Origin of the sequence: Ornithinibacillus bavariensis, from assembly GCF_050433565.1 — a bacterium.
Taxonomy (GTDB): domain Bacteria; phylum Bacillota; class Bacilli; order Bacillales; family Amphibacillaceae; genus Ornithinibacillus; species Ornithinibacillus bavariensis.
This window is the reverse complement of record NZ_JBNPWZ010000001.1, coordinates 523,260-543,367: the sequence shown is the minus strand read 5'-3', so window position 1 is coordinate 543,367 and position 20,108 is coordinate 523,260. Positions and strand designations below refer to the sequence as shown.

18 protein-coding genes and 1 riboswitch are annotated in these 20,108 nt (G+C 35.5%); of the genes, 7 read left to right on the top strand and 11 right to left on the bottom strand.

Annotation, left to right across the window (positions count from 1 at the left end; genetic code table 11):
• The first annotated feature begins 2 nt into the window (after nucleotides 1-2).
• Nucleotides 3-2,453, top strand: a complete 2,451-nt coding sequence (locus HNR27_RS02450) for a YheC/YheD family protein (RefSeq protein ID WP_429338624.1) — start codon at nucleotides 3-5, stop codon at nucleotides 2,451-2,453.
• A gap of 252 nt (nucleotides 2,454-2,705) precedes the next feature.
• Here the strand turns inward: HNR27_RS02450 and hag are convergent, their stop codons facing one another.
• The 7 genes from hag to HNR27_RS02415 all read right to left on the bottom strand — a co-directional run bounded on the left by hag (nucleotide 2,706) and on the right by HNR27_RS02415 (nucleotide 9,867).
• A complete protein-coding gene (gene hag / locus HNR27_RS02445; RefSeq protein WP_212919925.1) occupies nucleotides 2,706-3,542 on the bottom strand; it encodes a flagellin Hag in 837 nt (278 codons plus the stop codon).
• Nucleotides 3,543-3,810: 268 nt separating this feature from the next.
• Complete coding sequence (locus tag HNR27_RS02440) at nucleotides 3,811-4,380, bottom strand: PilZ domain-containing protein (protein ID WP_429338623.1); 570 nt, start codon at nucleotides 4,378-4,380, stop codon at nucleotides 3,811-3,813.
• Between the two features lie 106 nt (nucleotides 4,381-4,486).
• A riboswitch (cyclic di-GMP riboswitch) is annotated at nucleotides 4,487-4,572 on the bottom strand.
• A gap of 205 nt (nucleotides 4,573-4,777) precedes the next feature.
• On the bottom strand, nucleotides 4,778-5,629 hold the full coding sequence (locus tag HNR27_RS02435; protein WP_212919927.1) for an ABC transporter permease: 852 nt from the start codon (nucleotides 5,627-5,629) through the stop codon (nucleotides 4,778-4,780).
• A complete protein-coding gene (locus HNR27_RS02430; RefSeq protein WP_429338622.1) occupies nucleotides 5,613-6,410 on the bottom strand; it encodes an ABC transporter permease in 798 nt (265 codons plus the stop codon). The genes HNR27_RS02435 and HNR27_RS02430 overlap by 17 nt, the downstream gene beginning before the upstream one ends.
• 278 nt (nucleotides 6,411-6,688) lie before the next feature.
• Nucleotides 6,689-7,753, bottom strand: a complete 1,065-nt coding sequence (locus tag HNR27_RS02425) for an ABC transporter substrate-binding protein (RefSeq protein WP_212919929.1) — start codon at nucleotides 7,751-7,753, stop codon at nucleotides 6,689-6,691.
• A gap of 62 nt (nucleotides 7,754-7,815) precedes the next feature.
• Complete coding sequence (locus HNR27_RS02420; protein ID WP_429338621.1) at nucleotides 7,816-8,892, bottom strand: ABC transporter ATP-binding protein; 1,077 nt, start codon at nucleotides 8,890-8,892, stop codon at nucleotides 7,816-7,818.
• Nucleotides 8,893-9,417: 525 nt separating this feature from the next.
• Nucleotides 9,418-9,867: an AraC family transcriptional regulator gene (locus tag HNR27_RS02415; RefSeq protein ID WP_429338620.1), complete on the bottom strand. Its 450-nt coding sequence runs from the start codon at nucleotides 9,865-9,867 to the stop codon at nucleotides 9,418-9,420.
• A gap of 275 nt (nucleotides 9,868-10,142) precedes the next feature.
• Here HNR27_RS02415 and HNR27_RS02410 point away from each other — a divergent pair, with 275 nt between their 5' ends.
• The 5 genes from HNR27_RS02410 to HNR27_RS02390 all read left to right on the top strand — a co-directional run bounded on the left by HNR27_RS02410 (nucleotide 10,143) and on the right by HNR27_RS02390 (nucleotide 15,080).
• Entirely contained in the window at nucleotides 10,143-12,215 is a 2,073-nt protein-coding gene (locus HNR27_RS02410; RefSeq protein WP_429338832.1) for a methyl-accepting chemotaxis protein, read from the top strand.
• A 292-nt stretch (nucleotides 12,216-12,507) separates the two neighbouring features.
• Nucleotides 12,508-13,446, top strand: coding sequence for an ABC transporter ATP-binding protein (locus HNR27_RS02405; RefSeq protein ID WP_429338831.1), 939 nt, complete (start codon nucleotides 12,508-12,510; stop codon nucleotides 13,444-13,446).
• Nucleotides 13,446-14,192 (top strand): ABC transporter permease, encoded by a 747-nt coding sequence (locus HNR27_RS02400; protein WP_429338619.1) that lies wholly within the window; start codon nucleotides 13,446-13,448, stop codon nucleotides 14,190-14,192. The genes HNR27_RS02405 and HNR27_RS02400 overlap by 1 nt, the downstream gene beginning before the upstream one ends.
• Before the next feature lie 26 nt (nucleotides 14,193-14,218).
• Nucleotides 14,219-14,677 (top strand): LytTR family DNA-binding domain-containing protein, encoded by a 459-nt coding sequence (locus HNR27_RS02395; protein ID WP_212919934.1) that lies wholly within the window; start codon nucleotides 14,219-14,221, stop codon nucleotides 14,675-14,677.
• Nucleotides 14,670-15,080 carry a DUF3021 domain-containing protein gene (locus tag HNR27_RS02390; RefSeq protein WP_429338618.1) on the top strand — a complete coding sequence of 137 codons (411 nt, stop codon included), beginning with the start codon at nucleotides 14,670-14,672 and terminating at the stop codon, nucleotides 15,078-15,080. Before HNR27_RS02395 ends, HNR27_RS02390 begins: the two co-directional genes overlap by 8 nt.
• 236 nt (nucleotides 15,081-15,316) lie before the next feature.
• Here HNR27_RS02390 and HNR27_RS02385 read toward each other — a convergent pair whose 3' ends face one another.
• Genes HNR27_RS02385 through HNR27_RS02375 form a run of 3 tightly spaced genes read right to left on the bottom strand, consistent with a single transcriptional unit; the run spans nucleotide 15,317 to nucleotide 18,453 of the window.
• Nucleotides 15,317-16,159 carry a carbohydrate ABC transporter permease gene (locus HNR27_RS02385; RefSeq protein WP_212919936.1) on the bottom strand — a complete coding sequence of 281 codons (843 nt, stop codon included), beginning with the start codon at nucleotides 16,157-16,159 and terminating at the stop codon, nucleotides 15,317-15,319.
• A gap of 43 nt (nucleotides 16,160-16,202) precedes the next feature.
• Nucleotides 16,203-17,096, bottom strand: a complete 894-nt coding sequence (locus HNR27_RS02380; protein ID WP_429338617.1) for a carbohydrate ABC transporter permease — start codon at nucleotides 17,094-17,096, stop codon at nucleotides 16,203-16,205.
• 58 nt (nucleotides 17,097-17,154) lie between these two features.
• Nucleotides 17,155-18,453 (bottom strand): ABC transporter substrate-binding protein, encoded by a 1,299-nt coding sequence (locus HNR27_RS02375; RefSeq protein WP_429338830.1) that lies wholly within the window; start codon nucleotides 18,451-18,453, stop codon nucleotides 17,155-17,157.
• 257 nt (nucleotides 18,454-18,710) lie between these two features.
• On the opposite strand from HNR27_RS02375, the gene HNR27_RS02370 reads away from it, so the two are divergent.
• Nucleotides 18,711-19,523 (top strand): alpha/beta fold hydrolase, encoded by an 813-nt coding sequence (locus HNR27_RS02370; protein ID WP_429338616.1) that lies wholly within the window; start codon nucleotides 18,711-18,713, stop codon nucleotides 19,521-19,523.
• A gap of 141 nt (nucleotides 19,524-19,664) precedes the next feature.
• Here HNR27_RS02370 and HNR27_RS02365 read toward each other — a convergent pair whose 3' ends face one another.
• Nucleotides 19,665-19,967: a DNA-binding protein gene (locus HNR27_RS02365; RefSeq protein WP_212919939.1), complete on the bottom strand. Its 303-nt coding sequence runs from the start codon at nucleotides 19,965-19,967 to the stop codon at nucleotides 19,665-19,667.
• Nucleotides 19,968-20,108 lie beyond the last annotated feature (141 nt).

The window sequence follows — 20,108 nt, the reverse complement described above, 5'->3', positions numbered from 1 at the left end:
ACATGTCTAATAGAAAACAGCTAATTCAGGTTAGTAATATTTTTAATACTTTACTTGAAGCAACAGAGCATTTTCATCAACTAATTAAACAAAAAGAATTGAACCAGAGCATTTATATTTTTAGTTCTATAGTTGATGGTTTCACTGCAGTTGGGAGTATGGATACATTATTTAATCAAGCAGATTGGAATGAACAAAAACAGAAGGCTGAAAGGTATCTACTAGAAATTGCAGAATCAATGGAAAAAGGACATTTTATAAAAGTAAGTGAGATTCTCCAGTTTTCACTCCTACCTTTATTTAGAAAAATAAACAAAGGGATAGAACTTGAATTAGGTGGTCAAATACAAGATAAAACATACTCAATAGGAATATTTTCTTCCTATAAAAATCCACGAGAGATATATCCTAAGGAACGAATCGAAGCATTAGTCAGAGAAAGTAAAAAACAAAATACAGAATTACTTTTCTTCAGTAAAAATGATGTTGACTTTGCAAATAAAACTGTTGCTGCCGATTTCTATAATAATGGAAATTGGGAACGTGTAATTAAGCCCTTTCCTGATGTTATTAATAATGTCGGTAGTGTAAAACAAGCCCATACAGAAAAAAAGCTTAGAAGATTTATTCCATTCACAAGTTTCTTTGTCGGAAACAAATTGTCTTTACCAAAAAGAATCGTACAGCATAGAAAGTTTATTGAGTTATTAGTACCGTTTAGAGTTTGTAGTGACGAAGAAAAAATTTATGACTTTCTTGAGAAAAACGATAAAGTAGTATTTAAATATTTATTAAGTAATAGAGGAGAAAATATTTACTTTATTACTAAAAAAAATAACAGATTTATATTATTGGATCATAAAAAAGAAAGAATCTTGAGTAACGAAGCATTTGAACAATGGATAAAATCCGTAATACTGAAAGAAAAGGATAGCTATATCATACAGAAATATATCCATACACGCACAAAGAATAATGAGCCCTATCACATACGTGCACATGTTCAAAAAGATGGTGAAGGAAAATGGGTATTAACCCATATATATCCTCGTGTTGGGAACAAGAAAAGTAACCTAAGTAACGTTGCTACAGAAGGAAGAGTAGAAAATCTTCATGATTTTATGGTTCATGAATATGGCGAAATAACAGGCTCAAAATATGAGCAAGATATCCTTCGACTTTCTATTGAAGTAGCCCAACACTTAGATAAATTATATGATCTCGCTTTAGACGAGCTAGGTATTGACTTTGCTATTGATGAAAATGGTAAGTATTGGATGCACGAAGCGAATAATGGCCCACAAACTGCCTATCATGAAGAGAAAAGAGCTGTTAATACAATTGCATATGCAAAATATATAGCAAAAAACGGCATTTTCCATACGAACTATTCTCAAAAAATGAAGGCTGGATTCTTTCAATCTAGAACTTCAAGTCTACCTATAGCAGATTTAAATAAAAATCGCACAATAGGAATTTTAATGGAAAAGATTCTGAATGATAATTTAACAGTAGAAATTGTTCACGCTGCACAAAGAAGTAATTTTAATTCATACTTCTTTACACCAACTGACATCGACTATGAAGAAATGGTTATAAGGGGATACTTTTATGAAGATGAAGGGCTTGTCCCAAAACAGGTTCAATTTCCAGATGTTATATTTGATCGTCTAAAGCTACGTGGAGTAGAAAATGCAAATTGGGTGTATGAAGAACTTGAAGAAATTCCTTTTACCAATGTTTGGTCGCCACACAATTACAAGCGTCTTAATTTGTATGCAATACTAAAATCTGATAATAGTATTAATCAGTACCTTTCATTTTATCAAGAAGTAAATCGGACACGAGATATTTTCCAATTCCTCGAAAAATATAGTCGAGTAATTTTACGTGAAAACAAAGCTGGATTTCCACTTTATATTTCAAGGCTATTAGATGGAAAGTACTTATTTACTAATTCTAAACCACAACAGCTATATAACGAAATTCAATTATTAAATAAATTAAAAGAGTTAATTGACGAAGGAAAGTATATTGTGCAAATGGATGATCGTTTAACTGATAATAATGAAGTCTCCTACACTATTAATCTACACATTATTAAGGATGCTACAGCGAATTGGAAGAGTTCTAGTATATATTTGGAAAGAGAAACAGACATGTTAGAAGAAATGTTTGAAGACAATATAGACATAATAATTAAGACTATTGAAGATATGTATTCCCTGGATGCAAGCAGCATTCTTTCTGATGTCAGGGATATATCTGAAAAAGTTGCAAGAAAACTTGATTCGCAATTTAGGAATATATCGGAGCTAAATATCACTTTTGGAATACGTAGCAACAGTGAACTCTGCATCTTAGAGGTTGATCCAAGTGGCCCAAATAAAATCTATCATGCAATAGAATTAGCCGAAAATATTATGCTACTAGCTGACAATGCTACTAGCTGACAATGCTACTAGAATTAATCCATAATAATTAGGAGTGTAGACGAACGAATTAGAAAGAGATGTATACTCTTTTTCTTACACAGTTTTGTTTACACTCCTTTAACTATCTAAAAAGTAGTACGTGATTCACGGAATCCATGCTGTATAACCTACTGAATGATAATTTATAGATTGGAAGGATCCTTATACTTCCTCTTTATGTAAAAAGCGAGAAGCCATATACATAGCTTCTCGCTTACTCATATTATGAAATTAACGAAGTAATTGTAATACTCCTTGAGGCTGTTGGTTAGCTTGAGCTAACATAGATTGTGCTGCTTGAGTTAGGATGTTATTCTTAGTGAATTCCATCATTTCTTTTGCCATGTCAGTATCTCTAATACGAGACTCTGCAGCAGTTAAGTTCTCAGCAGATGCACCTAAGTTATTGATAGTGTGCTCTAGACGGTTTTGAATAGCACCAAGGCTAGAACGCTGTGTAGATACTGTGTTGATAGCATCATCAATTGCTTTTAATTGAGTGTCGAAATCAGTTTCTTCGAAAGCTGTAACATCAATTTCGTTTACTCCTAGAGCTTCTGCTGACATATCACCAATTGTAATATTTAATTGTTGACCACCATTTGCTCCAATTTGTAAAGTACCTTCAAACGTACCATCTAGCAATGCTTTACCGTTAAATTCAGTACGGTCAGAAATACCTTTAGATCCAGCTTCTCCACCTAGTTCTTCAATAAGTGCAGAGATTTCTTTTTGAATTGCTGCTAGATCTTCTGGCTCTTGAGTACCAGTGTTACCAGCTTGAACAGTTAGTTCACGCATACGTTGTAGGATTGCATGAGTTTCGTTTAAAGCACCTTCAGCAGTTTGGATTAAAGAAATACCATCTTGAGCATTCTTAGAAGCCATTTCTAAACCTTTAATTTGTCCACGCATTTTTTCAGAGATTGCTAGACCTGCAGCATCATCTCCAGCTTTGTTGATACGAAGACCTGAAGAAAGTTTTTCTAGTGAGCTTTGAACTGCACCAGTGTTAACACCTAATTGACGGTGTGCGTTTAACGCAGAAATATTGTGATTGATAATCATAATTTTCTTACCTCCATGTAATTGTTTTATTTTTTGCGAGTCACATCCTTATGGCTCGCATGTATAACAACTCATCCTGAGTTATTATCAAATTTGTTTTCTAAATGTTTGGCCTAAACATTTACATTCATCATGATGATGTACCATTTATATCGGCACAAAAAAAATATGTTTAATCTTTTTTGAAAAAAAATTATTATTTTTTGTAGAATCATAGAAACTCACAATAAAAAAAGAAAAAATTTGAACAAAAAAGAGTCCACGGTACTTAAACCATAGACTCTTCCCCAATCATTCCTACTTTTATTCGCTTTTTTCTACGCTCTGCCATTATCTGATTCAATAGTTGATATAACAGCTCTCTATCTTCGTCAAACAGATTGGTGAACTGAACCCCATATCCAAATCTATCTCTATCCGGATATAATTCCTTCCTAACAATTCTACCTTTGACAATGAACATACTATCCTTTAAGGAAAACCGCAGTTTAATCCTAATTTCTTCCTCAATTGGATATTCAAACTCCCCAACAACCTTCACACCACCCACGCTTATGTTCTTCAATACACCATTAAAGAATTTTGGGTTTAATGCTTCATTCTCTATGTCGAGAAATTCTACAAAGCATGGAACATCATCTAAATTTACACGAAAATTTTCTCTAAGGTTTATGCCAGTGAAAGTTGGGTAAGCTGGAGGTTCATTCTTATCCTGGGTAGTTGTGCTTTCCATTGTTAAATGAGGTTTTTGGGATGATTTACGTAATAATAAATATAAAGACAGTATTAATAGGAATACAACTCCCAACAGAATATAAATCCATACTGTGTAATCCATTATCTCACCTCACTTTAATTAAATTTGCTTTCGAAAATAGGTGTGAAGAGTTAATGAAATTTAGGAGAACCCAAGTAGTATCTCCCTAACTATAGTTCCGGCTTTCTTCGGTAGCAAGGCAGCCATCACTCAAACGGTATTAGGCCCTTTGCTTTGCGTCCCTATCTTTCGATAGGTTTGCCTTTTTCGAAAAATATATCTAGTGCCATTATACTATAAATATTTCCATAATTCGACAAATTTTCTATTAAAAATACTAAATAACCATAGCAATTAATAAAAATAATAGAAAAGACCTATTCCATAAGTCCTCTTTAATGGTTAAAGTGTCCCCGGATTATTTTTGAATCTTTTTCTTTCTCTAAACAAAAAAAGCATGCAACAATGCATGCTTCCATTATGTTAAAAGCTTTCGATCCTTCCGATTTGTAAAGCGCATAAATAACATCAGTGATAGTAATACAAGCACCATCAATAATAACGACAATGCTGCACCAAGCTGCCAGTTCATCTCAACTAGGAATGCATCACGAATTACATTTCCAACCATCAACAGTTTACCGCCAGTAAATAAATCCGTTACGACGAATACACTTATTGCTGGTACGAAAGTAATGATGAATCCAGCCAGAATACCAGGGAAAGTCAACGGTAGAGTAACATTCAGGAATGTTTTTATCGGTCTTGCACCGAGATCCTCTGATGCTTCTAAAAAGGTTTTATCCAACTGTTCAATCGATGAATAAATGGGTAATATCATAAATGGCAAGAAACCATAAACTAAACCGATGATAACTCCACCTGGAGAGTACAGCAATGCTAATGGCTCTTTAATAATACCTAAATCCATTAATACATTGTTGATAACCCCTTTATTATTCATTAAGATAATCCATGAATATAATCGAACAAGTAAGTTCGTCCAGAACGGTACCATAACAAGTAAGAGTAATAAGTTTTTCCACTTACCAGCGTGTGCGATAAAATATGCAAATGGATATGCAACAATAAGGCATACGATAGTTGCTACTAATGCCCACCAAATGGATTGCCAAATAACTTTGGCATAAAGTGAGCTGAATGCAGAAGCGTAGGCTTTTGTACTAAACTTATAGATAATAGCACCAAAATCACCATTGGTTGTGAAGCTGATTACCGCAATAAAGATAACTGGTACTACTAAAAATAATGTTAACCAAAACAGACTGGGGGATAACAGTAAATAGGCTTTTTTAAAGCTTTTTCTCATTTAAATTTTCCCCCTTCCTCATTCTTAGTCCTACCACTACTACGACAATTACCATTAATAATATGATGATCGTCGATAATGCGTTAACCTCTGGTGAAACGCCTAGACGTACCATCGAATAAACAAGTACCGGTAACGTATTACTACCAGGCCCTAAAGTAAAGAACGAAATGACAAATTCATCTAATGAAATGGTAAATGCTAACAATGCTCCAGCCATTATCCCAGGAAAAATGAGTGGAAATGTTACTCTCCAAAAGGTCTGCCATTCGTTTGCACCTAAGTCCTTTGCCGCTTCTTCAAGTGAACTATCAAAGGAGGATAATCTAGCTAAAACGACTAGCATTACATAGGAAATCGTGATGGCAACATGACCGGGAATTGCTGTATTCAAGCCTAAAGACATATTTAGTAGTCCATAAATTGCAAGCAATGCTACCGCAACAACAATATCCGGAATAACAACCGGAATATAAAATAGAAACTCAACAGATTTCTTACCAATAAAGGTATAGCGATGTAATGCTAATGCTGCAAGAGTACCTAAAATGGTAGCAATAATAGTGGTAATAACCGCTATATATAAGCTACTTAATGTCGCTCCAATTAGTTGGCTGTTCTTAAATAATGAACCATACCATTCTAGGGTAAAGCCGGTCCAAACCGTTCCTAGCTTAGAATCATTAAATGAAAATATAATCACAAATAAAATAGGGATATAAAAGAATAAAAAGACGAGTAGGGAAAACGAAAATAATATTTTCTTCGTTCTAGCTCTCACATTTTCCACCTACCTTCCTATTAGAAAAGCATAAGACGCCCGGGTATAGACGTACTAACTGTGCCTGGCAATGCCAGGTGGGTCGACGTTGGCCGTAACGACCGATTTTAGTCGACATTCCTTTTATCAAAAGTTAATGTAGAATTATCTTGAACTGAAGGAGTCCGCTAGTGATTGACACATGAAGCTAGACAACTTCGTAATAAACATATGAGAAGAGGATGTCCTAAGTAAGTAATAAACCTTAACTTAAGACAGCCTCTCTATGAAATTCTGAATTATTCAACCTTAGCTTCCTGGAATAAACGGTTCATGTATTGTGTCCGCTCTGTATCAAGTGGAAGGTTCCACTTCGCATTTTTGATGACTTCATCAGGGAATTGCATTCCAGGGCTATTTTTAATTTCATCTGGTAAAATCTTCAATGCTTCATCATTCGGATTTCCATAAGGGATAAATTCCGAAAGCTTTTTACTTACTTCTGGACGTAGCAAGTAGTTAATAAACACTTCAGCCGTGTATTTATTCTTAGCTGTTTTTGGAATTGCCATAGCATCTAGCCACACAATTCCACCCTCTTTAGGAAGAACAAAATCGATGTTTTCATTCTCTAACCAAGCAGTAGATGCAGAACCAGAGTATGCATGTGCAATCCATACTTCACCACTAACTAATCGATCAGATGGTGTTGCATCAAATGCTAATACATTTGGAACTACTTCTTTTAATTTATTAAATCCTTCCTCTAGCTGTTCTTTAGTAGGATCATTCATATCATTACCTAATAGCTGCTGAAGCATATTTGATACTTCTTTAGACTCCTCTAGTAGTGCAACTTTCCCTTTATATTCTGGGTTCCATAGGTCTGCCCAGCTTGTAGGAGGTTCTTTAATGAATTCTTTATTATAAGCAATTCCGTCATAACCGTACATAAATGGTACGGAATATTTATTGTCTGGATCAAATGGCATATCATGCCATGCATCTCCAATATTTTTATAGTTAGGAATATTATCAAAATCAATTTCTAGCAGCAAATCATTATCAACCATTTGCTTTACATAATAATCTGAAGGGAAAACTAAATCATAAGCAACAGTTCCACTTTGTACCTTTGTAAGCATTTCATGGTTAGAGTTATAAGTAGAATAAACGACATCTACCCCAAATTCCTTTTCGAAATCATCTAGTACTTCTTGTGGAATGTACTCACTCCAATTAAATACATACAGCTTATCACTTAATTTCTTTTCCCCACTAGCGTTGTCCTCTTTATCGGAGCCACATGCTGCTAGAAATAATATCATCATACTTAAAAGTCCAAATAGAAAAAGCTTTTTCAATCCTTCCCATCTCCAATCAATTAAATTAGGTTACTGTCATAGATGGACAGCATTACTATATATTATTTTATAAGCATAACTGCATTTTCAGGGTTCCAGCTTACATACACATCATTATTATTCGTTAATTCCGCAATATTTTCATGAGACTCATTGATCGTGAGTTCTTTACCATCTGATAAACGAACAACAATCTTCGTAACGGAGCCAACGTATATCTTCTCCTTGAAGGTACATTTTAAATTTATAGGACCCTCAATTGGAGTATTACTAACTTTCATTTTTTCTGGTCGGACAGAGAGGAATGCATGCTCCTTCAAAGCCACTTCGGACGAATTAGGAATTTCAATCGTTTGATCTGCTAGTTCCAATGTTGCCATGTCACCATTTACCGCCGAAACATTACCGTCTAAGATGTTCGTTTGACCGATGAAATCAGCGACAAATCGCGTTCTCGGTTTTTCATATATTTCACGCGGTGTACCTATCTGCTCAATTTTCCCTTTATTCATAACTACGATACGATCAGACATTGTTAATGCTTCTTCTTGATCATGTGTTACATAAATAAACGTAATATTTAGTGTCTGTTGCAGATGTTTCAATTCCAGTTGCATTTGTTTACGTAGCTTTAAATCCAGGGCACCAAGTGGCTCATCAAGTAAGAGCACCTTAGGATTATTCACAATTGCTCGGGCAATTGCAATACGTTGTTGCTGGCCACCACTAAGCTGCTTTGGCTTACGAGTCCCATATTCTTCTAATTGTACAAGCTTCAGTGCTTTGGTAACTCGCTCTTTAATCTCTTCCTTACCGACCTTCTTCATTTTCAATCCGAAGGCGACATTATCGTATACATTCATATGAGGAAATAGAGAGTAGCTTTGAAAAACAGTATTGACTTCCCGCTTATATGGCTCCATATCATCTACTTGATTACCATTTAAAAGAATCTTTCCAGAAGTCGGCTTTTCAAAGCCAGCAATCATCCGTAATGTGGTTGTTTTTCCACATCCTGATGGGCCGAGTAAGGTTAAGAACTCCCCAGCCTTAATATCCAAGTTCAAGTCATCCACTACTGTTGTGTCGTCAAACTCTTTTGTTACATGTTCCAGCTTTACCATTTGAACACCCAACATGCTTCCCTCCGTTTCCTTTATTTCTTTGTTTCCTATGAGGTAAGTGAATTTTCTCCACTATTCGCGCCTGCAATTTTGAAGCATTGCGTAATCATTACTTTTTCCTTGCTGTGTTTTGCTATTCAAAAACAGAGGAAAAAAGTACTGTTTTTTGACATTTTTCATCGTTTATTAGAGAAAGAATGACAATCAGTCATAATTTTTGGCATTAAAAATACACCCTTCTCTACCAGGTAAAGGCATCGCCACGCGATTTTTCCTTCCCCGTTGGGTGCGTACTGTTCGGTGAATCTATTCAACATTACCAAAAATCAACAACTAATTTTTTATAAAAGCTACTATCCTTTCCCCAATAATGTATGCATTACTATTATCAGACATGAAAAATTTGCAAAGCTCCATATCTATTCAAATAGATTTTATTACAATGCTAAAAAAAATATAGCACGATTGGGCATGCTATTCAATAGTTTTTTTATATTTATTTTATTATTTTTTATATGGGAAAATAGAGTAATCAAATCACTAGGGTTTAATCGGTACACATATTTCGCTAAAAGGGTTATCGGTCACTTCAGCAATGTATCTTTCTATAATCGGTTTGTTTTCTAACTGATAGCCATTACTAAATAAAATTGGAAAAATCTTAGTGTATGCTTCTTGAATCGCTTTATCTGTATGTTCCACTTCAAAAATAAGATATTTCCCTCCAGAGAGTTCCCCCTCATGGATTGAATCGTCTAGTTGATAATTGTCTGGAAGGACAATACAAGCATCAAATCTACAATGTTCAGGTTTTGTTGTTTTCGGATCATCTTGTGAGATTGCTAGTATTGCTGCGGATTTAAAAAGACCTTTCTCCTTCGCCCACTTTTTCAAACGCTCCATTACCTCGCTATTTGCTGGACCATATGGACCAACTCTCCGCATATAAGCTATTCGATGGTTTGGAATGACTTCTTCTCTAAACTTCATACGACTGTTTCTTCCCTTCTTTATTGATATTTGTTGTTACATTTCGTAATGTAACATGTTATAAAAATTTTTACAGTATATTTTTAAAAATATTCAATTAATTCGTTAACTATTTCAAATAATTGAATGTAGGAGGTAACTAATGGTATCTCAATATATTAGCTCTATTTTTTTTAATATCATTCAAAAATATGTTAATTTAGCCGATAAACCAAAAGTGACCTTAATGGGAGAAAGATGAAAAATGTTCAACAGGGGAAAACAACGAGGTGAAAATGATGGAAAAAGGTAGGGATAGTAATACAAAAGGATTTGGTAGGATTCGAAATAGTATCTCGATGAAGGTAGCTTTCATATTGCTGATGATGATCGTCGTTATTTTTTCTATTACAGGATCGATAATTTTTTCGTATACGAGATCATTGTTAGTAAATAACGTAGAAACAGAACTATCAACGAAGAGTGAAGCGATTGCAGCCCAAGTTGATAGCCTTTTTGCGGAAAAAGGGGCTATAATTAAGCAGTTTGCTACAAATCAAGAAGTAATCAGATTATTAGATACTGCAAAATCAAGAGATGACGTAAAAGACAATTCATACTTTGATGATGTGTCGAAAACACTTGATGAAATAGTGAAAAATAACGATTCCATTGCAATGGCTTGGGTAGCCAGTAATAAAGGAAATTATTTGATTGGAAGTAACAATGTATTATCTGACCCTAGCTTCGATATTGCTAGTCGTCCATGGTATGAACCTGCTTTAGCTAAAGATGATGTGTACTTCACCGAACCGTATATGGATGAAGTATTTGGCAAAATAATTTTAAGTGTGATGCAACCTATTAAAGTAGATAATCAACCTATCGGCATTGTGGCAATCGATATATTTCTAGATGGACTTCCAGAGACAATGCAATCATATAAATTAGGAGAAGGCGGCTATTCCTTTTTATTATCAAGTGATGGTACCATTCTTTATCACCCAAACAAAGAGTTAATATTACAAGAAGAGCTGCAAAATATGTCAGGGGACTTAGGGGAAATAGGTACTCAAATGATTGAAGGCGAAAAAGGGCTACGTTTAAGTGAGGTCAATAACCAACAGGAATATATAGGATATGCACCAGTATCTACAACTGGATGGTCAGTTGGAACGTCAATTCCTGAAAAGAATGCCTTGGATATTCTTCATTCCTACACGATAACTATGGTAATGCTATTCGGAATAGCATGCGTTATTTTAATGATTGTAGTATTTATCCTAATAAAACAAATGCTTAAGGCAATACCTCATATTACAGAACGCATGAAATTACTGGCATCTGGCGACTTAAGTCAAGAGGAACTACAAACTAAATCTAACGATGAAATTGGTCAGTTGGTTCAATCGATAAACAAAATGAATCATTCGATACGAGATTTACTTTATAAGATTAGCTTGGTGTCGGATACGGTAAGTACACAAAGTGAAGAATTGACTCAATCAGCGAATGAAGTAAAAGCAGGTTCTGAGCAGATTGCCACAACCATGCACGAATTATCCTTAGGAGCAGAATCACAGGCAAATCAGACTAGCGAGCTCTCCAATGTTATGAGTACATTTGCTAATAGGGTACAAACTGCGGATGAAAGAGGAGAACGAATTAACCTCTCATCCAAGACCGTTCTCAACTTGACAGATAAAGGTAGTAATTTAATGAAAATGTCCTCTGAAGAAATGGTTAAAATTAACAAGGTTTTCCAAGATACCGTTCAAAAGGTAGGATCATTAAATAAACAATCTCAAAAAATATCTAATTTAGTCTCTCTTATAAATGATATAGCTGAACAAACAAATCTACTTGCATTAAATGCCGCAATTGAAGCTGCAAGAGCCGGAGAACATGGAAAGGGATTTGCTGTTGTTGCTGATGAGGTTAGAAGATTAGCAGAACAAGTATCCAACTCCGTTTCCAATATAACTGATATTGTTGAGGATATTAAGATGGAATCAAATTCCGTAACAATAGCTTTACAAGATGGGTATAATGAGGTAGAAAAAGGTACAAACCAAATAAAAATGACTGCTGAAACTTTTAATGAAATACAAAAAGCTATCAATGAGATGGTTCATCATATACAAGAAATTTCAGAAGCTCTAACTACAGTTGCTACAGGTACACAAGAAATGAATGGTGCTGTACAAGAAATTGCTGCTATTTCAGAGGAAGCGGCTGCAGGTGTTGAACAAGTATCTGCTACATCAGAGCAAACCTCTAGCTCTATGGAGGAAGTAGCAAGTAGCTCTGATCACCTTGCTAAATCTGCTGAAGAGCTAAACGATTTGATTCACCAGTTTAAGCTTTAATTGTAAATATTCACGAGTAAAAATTCTGCATAACTTACTTTCTTTCAATATTAATTACGAAAAAAGTTATAAGTAGACGGGCATGATGAATAGCTATTCATCATGCCTTATTTGTGTGTCAAAAGAGTTATGAGATCTGCCTTCACTTACATTATTATATCCCCATTTAGTAATCCACTTCATACATTACTTCCGTTATTTTATTCCATATTAACGACATATCATTCCTTTTATCTTAAAGGGTAGTTATTCACTGCCATAATGAAATAAAAAGGCGGTGATTTTATTGTTAGTGATTCATGATGTAACAAAATATTATAGGAATAAGTTGGTACTGGAGCATATATCTTTAGACATTCCATCAGGTAGCTGCATTGGACTGGTTGGACCTAATGGTGCTGGAAAATCTACTTTACTAAAGATTCTTGCCTCTATCATTCAAGATTATCAAGGCAAGGTTCAGCTGAATAATACTAAGAGTACTTTCCAAAAGAAAGTACTTGGATATGTTCCTCAAGAAATCTGCTTGGAACAAAGCATATCAGCTTATAGTAATCTTTGTTTCTTCGGAAAACTGTATGGACTAATCGGAAGACAACTTAAGAAAAGAGCGACGGAAGTGTTAGAAGAAATTGGCTTATCTAGTCATGCTAAGAATAAAGTGTTGCATTTCTCTGGGGGAATGAAAAGAAGATTGAATATTGGATGTGCACTAATGCACCAACCAAAGCTTATTATTATGGATGAACCCACTGTTGGGATAGATCCACAATCTCGAAGGCATATTTTCGAAATGATTCGACACCTACAGGAGACAGGTTGTACGATCATCTATGCTACACACTATATGGAAGAGGTGGAACAGCTTTGTAACAAGGTTGCCTTTTTAGATTGTGGAAAAATTGTTGAACAGGGGGATATTTCCACCTTGATCCAAAAATATACTACCCCATCAGTTTTTGTAAAAGCAAAGAATCTCCAAGTAACAGCATTAGATAAACTCGGCCAAATCTCTGCATATAGGCAAGGATTCTTAATCAAGACCGAAATGCCAATTGCTGTCATGAAACAAATCTTATTGATGTACCAGGCAAACACAAGCGAGCTAGAGAGACTTGAGCTTGTAAAGCCTCGATTAGAAGATGTTTTTTTCACGTTAACCGGAAGTGAGCTAAGAGAGGGAGTACATTCCTCCTCTAAGGAGAGTTCAAAGATAGGAGGGGTGTCTTAATGAGAGCTATGTTTTTATTAGAAATGAAGAAAAATTTACAGGATCATGGTCTGTTATTTTGGATGCTTATTTTACCGATTGCTTTTATTATTCTAGCGACTGCAATATTTACATCAGGATCAGATGAAGCTACTAAACAACAGGTGATTATGTCTATTATACCAGGATACGCAGTAATGTTTGTATTTTTCATCATGATTTCCATGGTTACGACATTTCTAAAAGATAAAGATACAGGGATGACAGCTAGAATTGCTAGTACACCCATCACTCCAAAATTCTATTTGCTTGGAAAATGGATTCCATATATGGTTATAGTATGGATTCAAATTGTTATATTGCTAGTATTCGGAAAACTAGTTTACCAAATTCCAATAGAGCAACCTTTCTTGCTCCTTTTCTTATCACTAGCCTTAGCGTTCACTGCTACAGGATTTGGGCTTTCACTAGCATTGCTTGTCAAAACTGAAAATATGGGTATTGCCCTTACACAGGTGATTGGGCTTGGTGGAGCAATGCTTGGAGGTCTTTGGGTTCCACTTAAATTTATGCCTGATTTCCTGCAAACGATAGCACATTTTCTGCCACAGTACTGGGCTCATCAAGCATTTCAGGATGCATTAAATGGAGTATTAATTCATAAAGATTTCTTACAAGCCGTCCTTATCATTATGGCTTTTGGATGTGGCGGTTATTTACTTGCTGTATTACGCTACCCTAAATTTTTAAAGCAAGCTCGTGGTTAACCGGATATCTTGTTAGGGGGAATAGAATGAAGGTAAACATTGATATTGATGAGAAGCATGAAGAAACGATCGTTACCATTAAAACCAATAATTGGTCTGAAGAATTAGAAGAACTTATTAATCTTTTAAAGAAGCAAAAGCCAAAGCGATTGTTTGGAGTGGCTGAGGATCAAACTGTATTACTTGATCCAAAAGATATTGATTATGTCTATGCGGAAAAAAGAAAGGTCTTTGCCGCAATCAAGGAAATGAAAATTGAACTTAAAATGAAGCTTTATGAAGTAGAAGAAATATTAATCCCCCATTATTACATGCGATTCTCCAAATCGGTGATCGGTAATTTAAATCAGATACAACGATTCGAATTATCCTTTAACGGAAATCTATGTGTTTACTTTCATTCTGGAAATAAAGAATATATTACGCGAAGTTATGTAGCTAAGGTGAAGGAAAAGTTATTGATGGGGGGACAATTAAATGATTAAAGAAATCCTACGAAGGGGGTTATATGGGATTGCATTTGGTGGAATCGCCACATTTATTGCCCTTACCATTATAAAGTTTGCTCATTTTGAAGAAACTGCTGCTGAGGTTTGGAATCATATGCTAGCAAGCTTTGGACTAGGGATTTATTTTGGGTTAGCTTCCTATATTTTCGAAACCGAAAAATGGAGTCCATTAAGAAAAACGATAACCCATTATACTCTCTCTATTTTCGTATATATTTTAATTGCCCTTCCGGTTGGTTGGATCCCGTTTAACTTTAAGGCTGTTGCAATTGGAATATTACTATTTACAGTACTGTATTCTTTGTATTGGACAGGTTTTTTTATTTATTACAAGAGGAATGTGGATTCTATGAATGAACAGTTGGGTAAAAATAGATAATTTAGCGGAGTTTTATATCAGAAGGTTATATCATTACTGCTTATATGCTATAAGATAAGAAAAACCGAGTGGCAGCAACCACTCGGTAGATTATAAACCGCATAAAGGGCGGTTGACCTGAGAATATGTTGCACGAGACTAGAAGTAAGGTTATTTTCTATTTACCATGACAATTTTGTCAGCTCAGTACTATTATTTTCACTTTTCTTTTGACATAGGGAGTAGCAGTAGCCGCCTCACCCTTTAATGGCTCCTTCCGTCATGCCTTTTGCGATGCGTCTTTGGAAAATAATGTAGAGGATGATCACAGGGAGAATGGCGATGACTAAGCTTGCGAATAGTGTTCCCCAGGCGTTGGTGTATTGAGCTTCGTTACTGATGTAGTCAATTGCCAATGCCAGTGTGTAATTTTCTTTTGTTTGCAGAAAGATTAGTGCCATGAAGTATTCATTCCAAAATTGGATGCAATTCATGATGGAGACTGTAATAATTCCAGACATCGTTAGTGGTGTAATTACTTTAAATAGAATTCCATAAGGAGACATCCCATCAATTGCAGCTGCTTCTTCTAGTGACTTTGGAACAGTACTCATAAAGCTAGTTAAAACAAAAATACTAAATGGTAATTGACTAACTGCATAAACAATCGAAAGCCCTATTATACTATCCAATAGATTTAATTTAGATAGTAAAAAAAACAAAGGGATCCAGCCTAATACCATTGGAATCATCATTGCTGAGATATAGATTGTAAACAGAACCTTACTACCGCGAAAATTTATCCGTTCAATCGCATAAGCGGTCGGTATAGCTAAGACAAGTGTAAGTACAGCACCAATTACCGTAACAAATAAACTATTAAACACACTCGTGTCGATATTATAATTCGACCATGCTTGGGAAAAATTATTAAAATTAAATACTTCCGGCCATCCCCATGGATTACGATAAATCTCTGCATTGGATTTAAATGAACCTAAAAACATCCAGAATATCGGATACAATACCGCAATCGTCCACAAGATTAATGGGATTCGAATACCTGTCCTTCCGAGAAATTGCCCTACACTTTTTTCCATACATATCCCCCTACCGACATGACGGGTAAATATCTCCTACTCGCTAATACTCAACCTTCTCCCGTCGCATTAAAAATTGTAATAGCAAAACAGTTACCAATGATAGAATTAGAATCATAACACCAATAGTTGCACCATATCCGAAGTTGTATTGCTTAAAGGCTTGCTGATATAAGTACGAGCCCATTACATGCGTAGCGTTATTTGGTCCCCCACCTGTCATGACCTGTACGAGTATAAACGATCCATTCAGTGTTGTGATAACAATATACAGAATAGAAACCTTTATTTGAGGCCAAACAAGTGGTAATGTTATTTTCCAAAATTGCTGCCATTCCGATGCCCCATCTATCCTTGCAGCTTCATAATAGCTTTTCGATATGTTTGCAATACCTCCCATAAGCATGAGCATAAATAGTCCAATCCCAGCCCATATCGCTGGTACCATGATACTTGGAAGTGCCCATTTTTCATCACCAAGCCAAGGTTTTGCAAGTGACTCTAAGCCTAAAACCTCTAAGCCAGAATTAACTAGTCCTAAATTAGGGTTAAAAATAAACGTCCATAATATCCCAATTACTACAACAGACATAATATTTGGAAAGAAGAACACAATTCGGTAGAAGGGTGCTTCTTTTATTTTCAATTGTGTCAATGCTACTGCAAAAAAGATGGCTAAAATCATGATTCCAATAACTTTTGTTACGACTAAGAAGTAATCGTGAATAATTGTATCTGGTATGACGGAATCCTTAAACAATTGCACATAATTGGCAAATCCTATGAATTCTTTCTTACTGGATGATCCTGACCAATCGAAAAACGAATAATACAATCCACTAAACAACGGATACAAGGTAAAAACAGCAAATAAGATAAATGTTGGTAATAAACAAAACGCTAAAAACAGATATTTTTGTTTTTTAGTCTGTACCATGCCATCACTCATTTCTTTATCAGGGGCAATTCCTAGAACCGCCCCTATAAATAATCCCTTAATTTAATCCGGCTCGGTATTCCTCTGCAGCCTTCTCTGCTTCGACTACAAATTCTTCAGCAGTCATGTTTCCTAGCATTAAGGAAACTAATGCATTACCTATCGGTGTTTCGAGATCCGCACTCATTGGATGTGGCTTTTCATAAATTTGAACAATATCCGGATCATTGATCATCGCATTCGCATTCATTAAATATTCTGGGACCTTATCATTCTTCGTCAAATCTACTCCTGTTAAGTTCATGATGGCCCCAGTATGCTCACTGAAGGCACTGGCATATTCCCTTGTAAATACAAACGCAACAAAAGCCTTGGCTGCTTCAGGATTTTCTGCCCCTTCCGCGATTGCAAGTGGGCGTAAATCTGGCACAATAGCATACTTTTCATCTGTAGCATTCATAGGCGACGGAATAAATCCGAAATCAAATCCTTCTGGAATATCATTTTTCATCTCATTTGGTAGCCAGAACCCCACTGGGATAAAGGCATTTTCATGAAGAAGGAAATTCATCTGTGACTGTGTATGATTCAGCGCACCTAGACCGGAATCGAACATTCCTTCATCTACCATTTTTTGCACCCGTTTCATAATATCTAATACTTGTTCACTGGACCATGCACCTTCCTTACCAGTAATTACGTCTTCTAATAGCTCTTCCCCACCCGCTGCTGCAAACGCAGGATACAGCATGCCACGCAAGAAATAATACGGATGCTGACCAGACGTCACAAACGGATCAATCCCCTCACCATCTTTAATTTCTTTCATGGAATCTATAAACTCATCAAAATTTTTAGGAACAGTATATCCCTTTTCTTCAAATAGCGCCTTATCATACCACGTTCCCCACGTATCAAAAACTAGTGGTAATGAATAGATTTCCCCATTATAGGTGGCTGGTTTAACAATGAAACTATCAATCAGTTTATCTCCGCCCTCTAATTCAATTCCATTGACCCATTCTGTTATATTCATAAGCTGCCCGTCCTCGACCATTTGTGTTTCACTAGAACCGGCACCATCAATATAGACGACATCAGGCGGATCATTGGATACCCATCTTGAACGCATCTCCTCGTTAATATTGGGACCGGCATGTTCAATGACATTAACATCTGGATATACTTTTTTAAAGTCTGCTATGACCTCCTTCCACCAAGAATCACCATAGCCACCTACAAAATATTGAATCTCCAAATCTCCGGCAATCTCACCATTCTTGCCAACAGTTGAGCTAGAATCCTTATCCTTAGAACAAGCTGCCACTACCAACAACAGGACAGCCATCATCAACATCAACCATAATCGTTTTTTATGCTTCACCAATTAACCCCCTCTTTATCCAAAATTCATAAAACAAGGTGGATAGATGTATTCAATTAACTAGAGAAAAGAATGACTGCTTTCCACCTATCTTTCTATTAGAAATATATGTACAGCTTTTGAATTCATGCTTCAGAAAAAATACTTTTACCTCATGTACTTCTATCGGAATGAATGGCTAGAATTCATAATATGCTATGGTAAAAAAGTAAATTTGGGGGTGGATTCATATGCCTGGAAAATATGTAGAAGTAGATCCTGGTGTTGAATTGTTCGTAGAGACTATTGGGGAAGGTGATGTACTAGTTTTCATTCCAGGGTTCACCTTTACGACGGAAGTTTTTGAGAAACAAGTAAACTATTTTTCCAAAACGAATCAGGTTGTTGTAATAGATCCCAGAAGCCATGGGAAATCAACGATTACTGTACACGGAAATGATTATGTTACACATGGAAATGATTTAGCTAAAATTTTACAGTTTTTAAATATTCATCATGTAACATTAGTAGGATGGTCATTTGGCTGTCTCACCGCTTGGGAATATATAAAGCAAAATGGAATACAAGACATAAAATCACTAGTAATGATTGATATGCCACCGAAGTCATTATCCATTAATCAAGATGATTGGGTTGAGGGTCCACTTGATGATATCGCTTCTCTTTATAACACGTATTTAAGAACTCCACAGGGCCATAGAGATTTTATTACAAGTTACATTACTGATGTGATGGTACAAAAGAATTTGTCTGAAAAGGAACTTAGATGGCTTGTTGAACAATCCATGAGAACCCCCTATTACATAGCTAGTAATCTATATGCATCTGGTATGTTTTCTGATTACAGACAGATAGTAGAAGAGACAAGTAAAAAGATTCCAACCTTAATGACTGTAGCAGAGCATTGGGCCCAATCGGCGATTGAATATCTATCAAAAATATCACCAAACACAGAACTGGAGGTACTAGGCGGGCATATGATGTTTTGGGAGCATGATGAAGAGTTTAATACAATATTGAAACATTTTCTTAGCAGCCATTAACATATATAAGATGAACGGGATTTATGAAATCAGTAATAACATAAACCAATATTCCATAAAAAAGCATGAGACAACAAGTCTTCATGCTTTTTTCAGACTATACTTTGATTTAGTTATAACAACAAATTTATTTAGTAAATATTACTTCTCATCTCCCAAGCTTAAAAGCCATTGACGTAATTTTGCCTTTGGATAGTACACTTTTTCGTTAATAACGATATGGGGGATATCTGGATATTCCTCTATTAGTGATTTTGCATCTTCCTTTGCTATTCCCATGAAATAGTGTACTTCATTTTCTTTAATTAACTCATGTTCGTCATCTTCATCTAAAAAATCTATCGGATTTTTCGCATTAGGATTCTTGAAATTTTTCAAGCCTTCTCCTATACAGTATCCGGCAATAGCTATTCCTAATGCCAACCAAAAAAAATCAAAATCCACAACACTTCCCTCCTTAATCGATGTTCGTTTCTATTTCCGATTTAATTTCTCTAATAAATCAATTATTTTTTGGTTTTGCTTCACTTGTACGTCATTGCTGACTTTTATTTGGTAAATCCAAATTAATAGAAACACAATGAG